The sequence below is a fragment of the Bacillus cereus group sp. Sample62 genome (assembly GCF_036851315.1).
Classification (GTDB): domain Bacteria; phylum Bacillota; class Bacilli; order Bacillales; family Bacillaceae_G; genus Bacillus_A; species Bacillus_A wiedmannii.
The window spans coordinates 2,109,396-2,121,969 of sequence record NZ_JAFLPK010000001.1; the positions used below are offsets into that span (position 1 = coordinate 2,109,396).

The following is a 12,574-nucleotide window of genomic DNA, read 5'->3' on the forward strand; positions in this document are numbered from 1 at the left end:
TTAGAAACGAAAGAGATATACAAGGTGAAGGGAGAAATATTACATGCATATTTTAGTTGTACCATCGGGGTTTAAAGAAAGTTTAGGGGCGAAGGAAGCTGCTGATGTAATGAAAGAAGGGATTTTAAAAGTCATGCCGTTAGCTACTGTAGAGACTTTACCAATGGTGGATGGTGGGGAAGGTTTTACAGAGGCAATTATAAATATTACTGGTGGAAAAATGTATACAGTAGAAGTAACGGGACCTGTTGGAGAAAAGATACAATCTTATTTTGGGGTTTTTGAAACGAGAAATGGTGAGCGTACAGCTGTTATTGAAATGGCAGCTGCTGCGGGGTTACGCCTTGTACCGATAGACTTACGTGATCCTAGAAAAACGACTACTCATGGGGTTGGGCAGTTAATAGAATTAGCTTTAAATAAAGGGGTAGATCGTATATTAATAGGGTGTGGTGATTCAGGAACATCTGATGGAGGAACTGGTATGGCTGAAGCGTTAGGTGTAAAGTTTTTAAATGAAGATGGAAAGGAAATACAAATTCAAGGTGGAACCTCTTTATTACAAGTTTCAAACATAGATACATCACAAGTAGATCCTAGATTAAGGCATGTTCAAATCGATGTTGCCTGTAATTGGTTTAATCAATTATGCGGCGAACAGGGAGTAGCGCGAGTGTTCGGTCCGCAAAAAGGTGCTAACGAAGCACAAGTAATAGAACTAGAAAAAGCACTGGAGCGCTATGCTTCTGTTATAAAAAAAGATATAGGTATAGATGTACATCATACGCCAGGTAGTGGTGCATCTGGCGGACTTGGTGCTGGACTGCAAGCTTTAATTGGTGCAACGCTTCATCCGAGATACGATATTATTATGAAGTATATGGATTTAAATAAACTATTGCTAGCGTGTGATCTTGTATTTACTGCGGAAGGAAGTATAGATTTTCAAACACCACGTGGAAAAATTCCAGCTGAGGTGGCTAAATGTGCAAAAAAATATGGATTACCAGTAATCGCATTAGTTGGGACAGTCGGTAAAGGTGCACGTATTAATTACGATTATGGAATTGATGCATATACAAGTATATTACCAATGCCATCTTCATTAGAAAATGCATTTTCTAATGCGGAGAAATGGCTTCGTGATTGTACAGAGAGTACGATGCGTACAGTTTTAGTCGGTTATCAAATCGCTTCTCGGTTGAATAACAGTGGGTACGTATCATGATTGAAAAAAATGTAGTGGAATTACATGTGAACAGTACTGATCATCCGAAAACTAAGACATCTTGGGTTTTGCCCGTAGCACTTATAGTAATGGTAGAAATAGTTCTTTTGCTTCCATCGTCATTAACGATGGAAGCAAAATGGAGTTTGTTTGGATTTTGCTGTGCAATTATATTATGGACAACAACAACGATAAATTCGGCCTATATCGCACTTGGATCTGTCTTATTTCTAATTATTTCAGGAACAGCAAAGCAAGATCTTTTATTTGATTCGTTAGCTTCAGATGTCATTTGGCTTATGATCGGTTCCTTTATTTTAGGAAGGGCACTTCAAGTTACCGGTTTAGCTGAGAAAATGACGTGCTTTGTTGTAAATCGTGCTCGGAATATTTTGGGCTTGTGCGGGATTTTGACAATGATTATTCAAATACTCGCTTTTTTTATTCCATCAACATCTGGGCGCGCAGCGGTTGTATTACCTGTTTTTCAAGCTATATCAAAAGAAATTGGGAGTAGAAGAATTACGAAAGCATTAGCAATTTTAATGCCTACTGTTATTTTAGTTTCAACAAGTTCTACAATTATTGGTGCAGGTTCCCATTTAATTGCCCTAGATATGTTAAAGGAATTTAATAATAAGGATATTACATTTGTAGAGTGGTTAATATGGGGATTTCCATTTGGATTCATAATGAGCTTTATAAGTTGTCGTGTAATATTATTTTTATTTTTAGACAAAGAGGAAGTAAAAACAAAACTGAAACAGAAAAAAGTTAAGTTTGAATTATCGCGAAATGAAAAGTATACAATCAGTATTTTAATAGCGATGGTAGCTTTTTGGTTAACAGAGTCGTTTCACGGTTTGGAAATTGCAACTGTAACGATAATCGGAGTGTTTTTATTAACTTTACCAAAACTGGGCGTGATGCAGTGGAAAGAAAGTTTAAAAGGTGTCTCATGGAACTTAATTTTATTTGTTGGAGCAGCAATTGCATTAGGGAAATCTTTAATGGAGAGTGGTGCAGCGCAATGGATTATGCAGAAGTTATTTTTAGTAACAGAACTAATTAATAAGCAATCTATTTTCATCGTGTTACTCGTAATTGTTATTCTTTCAGTCACATCACATTTATATATTACATCTCACACAACGAGAGCGGTAATTTTTATTCCGCCATTATTATACTTTGCAAGTAGTCTACAGCTAAACGAAGTCGCTGTACTATTTTTAGGCATTGTTGGCATGAATTATTGTTTAACCTTTCCAGTCAGTTCTAAAGCATTACTTTTATTTCAAGAAAGTGATAGAGAAACTTTTCAGCCGCAAGATTTACTAAAGTTAAGTAGCTATTTAAGTGTTATGTATATGTTTGTAATGGTTGTATTTTACTATGCATATTGGCAGTGGGTTGGATTGTCTCTCTAAAAATCAGGAATATAATTCATTCCTGATTTTTTCATTAAGTCGAAAAGAATATTGGGTATTATTTCTTTTGGAGGAAAGTATTACTTGTTATACTGAGATGGTATGAAAAGATTATATAATGTGGGAGGCTTTTATGGGAGAAAGGATTTTAATTGTTGAGGATGAAGAAAAAATTGCGCGTGTCGTGCAGTTAGAATTAGAGTTTGAAGGATATGAAAGTGAGATTGCTAAAACAGGAACAGAGGCAATGGAAAAGTTTCAAGCTGGTAAATGGGATTTAATTTTACTTGATGTAATGCTTCCAAATATAAGTGGGTTAGAAGTACTTCGAAGGATACGTTTGAAAAATGCTGTAATACCTATTATTTTATTAACCGCTCGTGACTCAGTTGTTGATAAAGTAAGTGGCTTAGATCAAGGAGCAAGTGATTATATTACAAAGCCATTTCAAATAGAAGAACTTTTAGCGAGAATTCGTGCATGTTTAAGAATTTCAAACGTAAGAAAAGAAGAGGAAAATAGTAGTTATCAAATTGCAGATTTATATTTAGACGAGAAAACACGAGAAGTGAAAAGAGGGAATCATGTAGTGGAATTAACACCACGTGAGTTTGATTTATTACTATTTTTAATGAAGCATGAAAATCAAGTGTTAAATCGAGAACAGATCGTAACGAATGTTTGGGGATTTGATTATTATGGTGATACAAATGTTGTCGATGTGTATATTCGATATTTACGTAAAAAAGTAGATTGTAATGTGGACGTACCACTTATTCACACTGTTAGAGGTGTTGGGTATGTCTTAAAGGTGTAGTATATGAAAATTAAAAATAAAATATATTTATTCTCTACAGTATGGTTACTACTTATTTTGTTACTTATTAATAGTTCTATATACTTTTTGTTTTATAAAGTTACAACGAACGGAGAGTTAGAACGATTAAAACGTGAGGCAGTACATATTATAGAAGGAATGAATGCGGAATCAGCAAAAGAAATAGATGCAGCAAATCTGTTGCAACCATACTTACCTTCAAACGGTATGATTAGAGTTATTAATGAAAATTCAAAGGTAATGATTAGACAAGAAGTGGATAGTACAAAACCAATCCCAGTAGTAAATACGAAATTTGAAAGAAAAGAATCGGCGGGAATTTATGAGAAGAATGGTGGGAAATTCGCTTATATAAAAATGCCAATTATTTGGAATGATGGGAAAATCGTTTCGTTAGAAATGACAGAACGTTTAGATAGTTTGCAAGAGAATTTAAATATGTTAAAAAATGTATTAGTTATTGCTTCACTTTTCGTTTTAATTCCGTCTTTTTTTGCGGGAAGAATGTTAAGTAAACTCATTTTAAAACCTGTAAACTCTTTAATACAAACAATGGAGCATATACAAGATAGAGGGATATTCAAAAAGATATCGCTAGAGAAAAAATCAAAAGATGAATTGTACAAAATGGGAACGACATTTAATAAAATGATAGATTTATTACATCAAAACTTTGAAAAACAACAGCAGTTCGTTTCAGATGCTTCACATGAATTGAGAACACCGTTAACAGTTATTGAAAGTTATGCAAAATTATTAAAAAGATGGGGAATGAAAAAACAAGATGTTTTAGAGGAATCTGTAGAAGCGATATACTCCGAGGCAGTAAGAATGAAAGGCATGACAAATCAAATGTTATTGCTTGCCAACAGTAGTGCAGAGTGGAAGTTGGAAACGAAAGAATCAGATGTAGTTCGATTATGCAAGTTGACTGCGGAACAATTAGAAAAAACATATAATCGGGATTTTCGTGTTATTACAGAGGAAGAAAAGATTGTTGTAAATATTGATGAACAAAAAATAAAACAAGTATTAGTAGTATTATTGGATAATGCAATGAAATACAGTAAAGATTCAATCGATTTGATAGTAGGAATACAAAAGGAAAGAGTCTTTTTTTCTATTCAAGATTACGGTATGGGAATTCCTAAGGAGGATATACAGAAAGTGTTTGATCGCTTTTTTCGAGTTGATAAAGCGAGGAGTAGGGAAACAGGAGGAACAGGTCTAGGATTGTCGATTGCGAAACAAATTATTGATGCTCATGAAGGGAATATACAACTGGAAAGTGAAGAGGGAAAATGGACGAAAGTTACCGTATATTTGCCTCGTTTTTTATAAAGAGATAGGAGTTTGAAAATGAAAAAGAAATGGAAGGTTGCATTGTTACTTTGTTTTGTGCTTGTAAGTGTAGCTTTTGTATCACAACGTATTGTTTCTAAGCAAGGAGAAAAAATATTATCCGAAAAACAAATTCAGAATATTGTGTCTGAACAGTATCCTGGAAAAATAAAAAATATGAAATTAGTAAACAAAGGGGAACAAGATGTATATAAGGTAAACCTTTTAAATGAAAAAGGCTCATATGAAATAATAGTAGATGCTCAAAGTGGTAACATAAAACGTGCAAAAGAAATATCATTAAAAAGTAATACAATAACGAAAGAAAAAGCGGAAGAAATGGCACTTCAGAAAGTACAGGGGATCATTAAACAAACTATATTAGAAAAAAGAAATGGGATAGAAGTGTTTGTTATAACGATAGAAACAAATGCTGCTCAAAGTACAATAATTGAGATTGAAAAAACAACTGGCAAAATTCAATTGTTACAGAAACAAACGACAAAAGTTACAGAGCAGCAAGCAAAAGAGATTGCAGTGCAGCAAGTACAAGGGAATGTGAAAGGGATAAGACTAGAGAAAAAGAACGAAAAAAATGTATATGTAATAGAGATAGAGAAAAGTGCAAATGAGAATGTAATGGTAGAAATTGAAGAAGCGACGGGTGCTTTTATTGGTACTTCACAAATACAAAAAGTCGTTACAGAAGAGCAGGCGAAAGAAGTTGCGTTACAAAAAGTACCAGGCGGATTTATCGAGAAGGTAAGTGTAGTCAATATAAATGGTACGTCTACCTACCAAATTATAATAAAAAAACAAACAGAAACGGTTGATGTAAGAGTACATACAATAACAGGTGAAGTCATGTCTACTACAGCGGTAAATAATGCTATTCAGCAAAAGGAGTCACCTCAACAACAAGATGACGATGATCAAGAAGAAGGTACTGATGATCACGGTGATGATGACGAAGGATAATGAAAAATAAAAGAGGTTTCTCATCAAATTTTAATATAGCCCTTGACAGTTATAAATATAACCGATATACTTCATATTAATTTCAAAAGAAAATATATTCTAAATATTAAAATGTGTTGAATAGGAGTAGTAAGGTCGTATATTTGTACAGAGAGCTATGGGTTGGTGTGACATAGTCAAATGACATCCTGAACTCGCCTAGGAGCAGTAAGGTGGAACGGAATCACATTCTTAGTAAATCTTAACGGTTAACCTTCGATATTAGGTTTGTAATCAAACGATTACTACTAAGGTGGATTCATAATGGAATCAATAAGGGTGGTACCGCGTTAAGTAAATGGCTTAGCGTCTCTTTATATAGAGACGTTGAGCCATTTTTTTATTTTATGGAAATAGAAATGGAGGGTTTATTCGGATTGGTTTATAAAATTTAATTATTTATATAAAGTAATTTAAATGGGAGGAAAATAAGATGAAACAGACGGAGCAATGGACTTCGAAATTAGGTTTTATAATGGCTGCAGCAGGATCAGCAATTGGACTTGGCGCAATATGGAAGTTTCCTTATATCGCTGGGAAGAGTGGGGGAGGAGCATTCTTTTTAATCTTTATATTATTTACTGTATTAATTGGACTACCACTACTTATAGCTGAATTTATGATTGGACGCAGTACGCAGAAACAAGCAGTTGGAGCATTTAAAAGTATCGCACCTAATACAGGATGGCACTGGATTGGACGCCTTGGCGTCGGAACATGTTTTATACTACTTTCGTTTTATAGTGTTGTAGGTGGATGGGTGTTAATTTATTTATTCAGAGGAGTAACGGGACAACTTATTACTCCGGGACAAAATTATGGAGCATTATTTACTGAAACAATTGGAAATCCCGCTTGGGTGATTATGGGACATTTCGCTTTTATGTTCATTACGATTTGGGTTGTATCAAAGGGTGTACAAAATGGAATTGAAAAAGCAAGTAAATATATGTTGCCAGCATTGTTCGTTTTATTTGTTGCTCTTATTATTCGTTCATTAACACTTGATAATGCAATACAAGGTGTGAAGTTTTTCTTACAACCAGACTTCTCAAAGATTACTTCAGAAAGTATTTTATTCGCGATGGGACAATCATTTTTTGCGATTAGTATCGGGATTTCGATTATGGTTACCTATAGCTCGTATTTAAATAAAAAAGAAAGTTTACCAAAATCAGCAGTTACAATTGTTGGATTGAATTTATTTGTTTCATTATTTGCAGGTCTTGCTATCTTTCCGGCCGTATTTTCATTAGGAATGGAGCCGACAGAAGGGCCTGGATTACTATTTATCGTATTACCATCTGTATTTAGTCAAATTCCATTCGGTGGGTTGTTCTTAACGGTATTTCTTGCACTATTTACATTTGCAACATTAACATCGGCATTTTCTCTACTAGAGACAGTTGTTTCAGCATTAGCAAATGGTGAACAAGAAAAGAGAACGAAATTATCATGGATAATCGGTTTCGGCATTTTCTTAGTAGGTATACCATCCGCGTTATCATTTGGAATATGGAGTGATATTACGATTTTCGGAAAGAATATTTTTGATGCAGTAGACTTCTTATCTAGTAATATATTAATGCCACTTGGAGCACTATTTATAAGTATTTTCGTTTCATTCAAAATGGAAAAGAAGGTGCTAGAAGCAGAGTTTTTTGTAGGTGGAAATTATGGAAAGAAAGTATTTACTTGTTGGGCGTTTTTACTTCGATTTGTAGCGCCACTTGCAATAATTATCGTCTTTTTAAATGTAATAGGGATTATTTAATTTAAGGTGTTATAATATTCAGTGAAAAATAAGGTGATGATTATAAAGGCGAATTTGATGGGAACAGGGAAATACATGAACATTAGAGGGAAAAAGCTATACGTTGAAACGTATGGAAATCTTAAAAATAAACCAGTCCTATACTTGCATGGTGGACCAGGAGAAAGTTGCTATGATTTTTCATTTCATCAAGCGGAACGTTTAAAAGATTCTTTATATGTAATAATGATAGATCAAAGAGGTGTTTGTCGCTCAGAAGAAATTATTGAGGACGAAGCTTTTGGATTAAATGATTTGATTGAAGACTGTGAGGAACTAAAAAAAGTATTACAAATTGAGAAATGGTCTGTCATTGGACATTCTTTCGGTGGATATGTAGCATTGTTATATGCGTCGATATATCCAAGTTCAATAGAGAAAATCATATTTGAAGCGCCAACTTTCGATTTTGCATTAACAAGTAGAGCTTTGTTACAAAAGACAAGGCATTTATTAAATAAGTATGGAAAAGAAGAAGTAGCAGAAGAGTCCATCGCTTATTCATCTAGCAATGCTAGTTCAGAAGAGTTGTTAGAAGCTTATATAAGATTAAGCGCTGAATTAGAAGAAAAAAGAATGGAGATTTACAATTATAAGGAAGATGAAACAGACTATAGTTTATATAGCGATGAAGAGTGGGAAGTATTTTCAAATCGCTCTCAAATTCATTTTGATAGATTAAAATTAGAGGGTGCATGTCATAAATCATTATTATATAAAATAAAAGAAGTACAGAATCCAATGTTATTAATTGTAGGAAAACATGATGTAGTAACGTGTGAAGAACAAATTAAAACATTTAATAAAGATGCCCGAAACGGCAAGTATATCGTATTTGAAGAGAGCGGTCATTCACCTCATTATGAGGAAGCGGATAGGTTTGCAGAAACAGTCATACATTTTTTGAAATGAAGAAAAGGGTGCTTCTATAAATGAGAGGCACCCTTTCTATATTTCTGGATATGTGATTGTGATGTTAGGCCACTTACTTTGCCAATTCTTTTTTATAACTCTGTTTTTGTACATATGTAATCTTTCTTTCGATTCAAGAAAATGAGCTGTTGGTCTCACTTGTAAGGAAAGGACATCTTCAATACCACATGGGGCTGTTAATATGACGTTGTTTAGTTCATCAAGTGTAACTCCTAAAGCCGTTGCTGTTTCAGGAAATTTAGAAATAGCATCAACAGAAGAAGAATATGGTGGCATATTATTTACTACATGCATACGAGCTTGATTTTTTACAGACCAAGGGATAGTAGCATCAATATTCATTAATTTCGTTTCTAATGATTGTTCGTATATCTCATCTTGATGTAGACTATCATAATAAATTACATCAACATCAGGCATAGCCGTTTTAGCTTCATAGTCATGTAAAGTATCCCAAATTTTAGAACGAACAAAGCCGGCACAAACCCACCAATCAGGTAACTCTAGTGATTTTGCCATTTGTAATACATTCATCATCCATTCGTCGTTTTCTATTAAGCGAATGATATCTTGTTCTGTTTGTATAGTCATTTGTTATCCCACCTACTATTTTTATAGAGGACTAATTCATCAGTTTAATAATCCATGTGATCCAGTAAGCACCTGGTATGAATAACAGTTGTGCTAATAACGTACCAAAAAGTCTAGAAATCATTAGCCAACCATACATTTTACTCATTGCTTCTGCACCTTCTTCTGATTGAAGAGCTCGCTCTGTTAAAAGAGCGATACGTGGATCGAGCAGCACTGTTAATAAAATAGTAGCAAAACCATTAATAAGACCAGAAGCTGTAGTAGCTTTTGTTGCGTAAGCTGGAAGTAAAAAAGAAGCATATAGGGCTGAAAGAACACCAGCTGTATAAATTGCAGTAGCAAACATATTAATAAGCATAATACGTTTTGGAATACCACCGATACGCAGTCTATGAATCATTTCTAGTTTTGGAAAGCGTACATATTTTTTGGTGTACTTTAATTTTTGGATGTTATTCGTTTTCATCATTCGAATGAAAGAACCGTCTGTTTCAAAGTTTTGAATGACGTATCCAAATAATTTGGTCAAAGTTGGATACAGTATAATCGCAAGTAAAGTACCGACAGAGGCGGATAATAGAACGAGCCGTATAGTATGTTCTAAATTAATGGAAGCGTCTCGTTTTGCCTCATCGACAATCCCACCGATTAAAAAGGCTTGTAGCATGTTAGATGTTCTTGATATAAGTAACACCATGCCTACGACAGACAAAGCAACAGCAATTCTCTTTAAACGTACTCCAGCTAATCGAATACTATAAGAGCTTGTTTCAACCGCGTGAATAACAATTGTGAAAATCATTATAACAATTAAGGTAATTGACATTAGATTCACCAGTTTCTATTAAAATAATTGTCACTTTTTTACTTTATCATATGTATTCCATTTTGTAACTGTACGTATGTGACATAGAAGGAATAATTTTTTGAAAAGATAAATAATGGTAATATAGTAAAAGGTAGGCATGAAAAAGTCTTCTATATAATATGTAAAATAAATAGGAGTGGGGGATTAAATTTGTACACAATATTTCTATTTGACTTAGATGGAACATTGACGGATCCGAAAGAAGGAATTATAAATTCAGTATTGTATGCATTAAAAAAGGTTGGAATTGAAGAATTACATGTAAATGAGTTAGACTCATTTATCGGTCCGCCCATCCAACAATCATTCGTAGAGAGGTATAATATGAATGAAGCAGAAGTTGAAAGAGCTGTTTTTTATTTCAGAGAGTACTTAAAACAACGTGGATTGTTAGAAAATAATGTATACGAGGGTATTCCAAGTCTTTTAAAACAATTAAAAGATACCGGAAATCGTTTATTTATAGCAACTTCAAAACCTACTGTATTTGCAAAACAAGTACTAGATCATTTTCAACTAACGAATTATTTCGAAAGTATCATTGGAAGTAATTTAGATGGTACAAGAATAACGAAGGAAGAAATCATTGCTCATATTTTACAAACAAATGAAGAATTTAGTAAAGAAGACATTGTTATGATTGGAGATAGAAAGCACGATATAATCGGTGCGAATCATAATGAGATTGCTTCAATTGGTGTTTTATACGGTTATGGTAGTAAAACAGAATTGACTGAAGTTGGTGCGACTCATATAGTAAATGATGTAAAAGAACTACATCATTTTTGTGTAGACAATAGTTTGATTAAGAAGTAAATATAGAGACTAACAATCCCTTTATAACGTATGATGATGAAATCATTTATGTTTAAAGGGATTTTTCATATGTAATCGAATATGTATAATTAGACATTTTTAGCATGAAAAATTTGTATGAATAAGAGGAGGGATGTCAGAATCAAAAGATTAGTAGAAGTTTATTTATAAAAGTTTGAATTTTCTGTTTAAAGGAGGGGTATAATTGGAGCTAGTTATTATATTATTAGCACTTAGTTTACTAATGTTTGTAGCATATAGAGGGTTTTCTGTTATTTTATTTGCACCGATTTTTGCATTATTTGCGGTATTTTTGACAGAACCTAGTTTTGTATTACCTTTCTTTTCGAATATCTTTATGGAGAAAATGGTAGGTTTTATTAAACTATATTTTCCTGTATTTTTACTTGGGGCAATATTTGGAAAAGTAGTAGAAATGTCAGGAATTGCAGACTCGATTGCAAAGACAATTATAGAGTTAGTTGGTGAAAAACGTACGATTTTAGCGATTGTATTAATGGGTGCTATCTTAACGTATAGTGGCGTTAGTGTGTACGTAGTAGTGTTTGCTGTATATCCGTTCGCAGCTAAGCTATTTCGACAAGCGAATATTCCGAAGCGTTTAATCCCTGGAACGATTGTACTTGGAGCGGTCACATTTACAATGGATGCGCTACCTGGATCACCACAAATTCAAAACGTAATACCTACAACATTTTTTAAAACGGACATTTATGCTGCACCAATACTTGGTATTGTAGGGGCAATTTTTGTACTGACGTTAGGATTACTATATTTAGAGAGTAGACGTAAGAAGGCAAAGGCGGCAGGAGAAGGGTATTTTGGTTTTAACGATGGGGATACTGAAATGGCAGCTTCTTTGCAAGTGCAAGTAGAACAAAAAGATATGCCATTACTGAAAAGCATTGAAATTACAAGAGTTCAGCAAGTGATTGCTTTTATACCACTTATTTTAGTAGGTGTAATGAATAAAGTTTTTACTATTATGATACCGAAGTGGTATCCGGATGGTTTTGATTTTTCTGAAATCGGCATGAAAGCATTTGGAAAAGTAGAATTAAGTGCAGTAGTTGGAATTTGGTCAGTAGAATTAGCACTTATTATAGGTATTGTAACAACGTTATTATTATATTGGAAACGAGTAGTAACAGGATTTCAAGCTGGATTGAATACAAGTATTGGTGGAGCGTTACTTGCAACGATGAATACAGGAGCTGAGTTTGGATTCGGTGGTGTCATTGCAGCACTTCCAGGATTCGCGATTATGAGAGATGGTATTTCTGCCACATTCACAAATCCTCTAGTGAATGGAGCAGTAACGACAAATATTTTAGCCGGTATTACAGGCTCTGCATCAGGAGGAATGGGAATTGTTTTAAGTGCGATGGGAGATAAGTTTATTGCAGCGGCCAATCAATTTGATATTCCATTAGAAGTAATGCACCGTATCGTGTCAATGGCATCGGGAGGAATGGATACATTACCACATAACGGAGCTATTATTACTATTCTTACAGTAACAGGTTTAACACATAAACAGTCATATAAAGATATATTTGCTATTACAATTTTGAAAACGGTTGCTGTATTTTTAGTAATTGCATTCTATACTGCAACAGGAATTTATTAAGTCGATATTTTATAAACGAAAACATTAATTAGGGTAAGAAGGGGTGGG

At 33.8% G+C, this 12,574-nt stretch carries 11 protein-coding genes and 1 other annotated feature; of the genes, 9 read left to right on the forward strand and 2 right to left on the reverse strand.

What is annotated here, in order from left to right; all coding sequences use genetic code 11:
* The first annotated feature begins 43 nt into the window (after positions 1-43).
* The 7 genes from J0835_RS10690 (at position 44) to J0835_RS10720 (ending at position 8,576) form a co-directional block, all read left to right on the forward strand.
* A complete protein-coding gene (locus J0835_RS10690; protein WP_087980957.1) occupies positions 44-1,228 on the forward strand; it encodes a glycerate kinase family protein in 1,185 nt (394 codons plus the stop codon).
* Positions 1,225-2,655 carry an SLC13 family permease gene (locus J0835_RS10695; protein ID WP_087980958.1) on the forward strand — a complete coding sequence of 477 codons (1,431 nt, stop codon included), beginning with the start codon at positions 1,225-1,227 and terminating at the stop codon, positions 2,653-2,655. The genes J0835_RS10690 and J0835_RS10695 overlap by 4 nt, the downstream gene beginning before the upstream one ends.
* 133 nt (positions 2,656-2,788) lie before the next feature.
* A complete protein-coding gene (locus J0835_RS10700) occupies positions 2,789-3,472 on the forward strand; it encodes a response regulator transcription factor (RefSeq protein ID WP_087980959.1) in 684 nt (227 codons plus the stop codon).
* A 3-nt stretch (positions 3,473-3,475) separates the two neighbouring features.
* Positions 3,476-4,834, forward strand: a complete 1,359-nt coding sequence (locus J0835_RS10705) for a HAMP domain-containing sensor histidine kinase (protein ID WP_087980960.1) — start codon at positions 3,476-3,478, stop codon at positions 4,832-4,834.
* 18 nt (positions 4,835-4,852) lie between these two features.
* Complete coding sequence (locus J0835_RS10710) at positions 4,853-5,812, forward strand: PepSY domain-containing protein (RefSeq protein ID WP_087980961.1); 960 nt, start codon at positions 4,853-4,855, stop codon at positions 5,810-5,812.
* Between the two features lie 107 nt (positions 5,813-5,919).
* Positions 5,920-6,168: a binding site (T-box leader), on the forward strand.
* Between the two features lie 116 nt (positions 6,169-6,284).
* Positions 6,285-7,625, forward strand: a complete 1,341-nt coding sequence (locus J0835_RS10715) for a sodium-dependent transporter (RefSeq protein WP_087980962.1) — start codon at positions 6,285-6,287, stop codon at positions 7,623-7,625.
* A gap of 36 nt (positions 7,626-7,661) precedes the next feature.
* A complete protein-coding gene (locus J0835_RS10720; protein ID WP_087980992.1) occupies positions 7,662-8,576 on the forward strand; it encodes an alpha/beta fold hydrolase in 915 nt (304 codons plus the stop codon).
* A gap of 36 nt (positions 8,577-8,612) precedes the next feature.
* Here J0835_RS10720 and J0835_RS10725 read toward each other — a convergent pair whose 3' ends face one another.
* Together J0835_RS10725 and J0835_RS10730 are read right to left on the reverse strand one after the other, a co-directional pair.
* Entirely contained in the window at positions 8,613-9,188 is a 576-nt protein-coding gene (locus J0835_RS10725; protein ID WP_087980963.1) for a nucleotidyltransferase family protein, read from the reverse strand.
* A gap of 31 nt (positions 9,189-9,219) precedes the next feature.
* Positions 9,220-10,017, reverse strand: coding sequence for a lipid II flippase Amj family protein (locus J0835_RS10730; protein WP_087980964.1), 798 nt, complete (start codon positions 10,015-10,017; stop codon positions 9,220-9,222).
* A 192-nt stretch (positions 10,018-10,209) separates the two neighbouring features.
* On the opposite strand from J0835_RS10730, the gene J0835_RS10735 reads away from it, so the two are divergent.
* Entirely contained in the window at positions 10,210-10,875 is a 666-nt protein-coding gene (locus J0835_RS10735) for an HAD family hydrolase (RefSeq protein WP_087980965.1), read from the forward strand.
* A gap of 205 nt (positions 10,876-11,080) precedes the next feature.
* Positions 11,081-12,526, forward strand: coding sequence for a GntP family permease (locus tag J0835_RS10740; protein WP_087980966.1), 1,446 nt, complete (start codon positions 11,081-11,083; stop codon positions 12,524-12,526).
* Positions 12,527-12,574 lie beyond the last annotated feature (48 nt).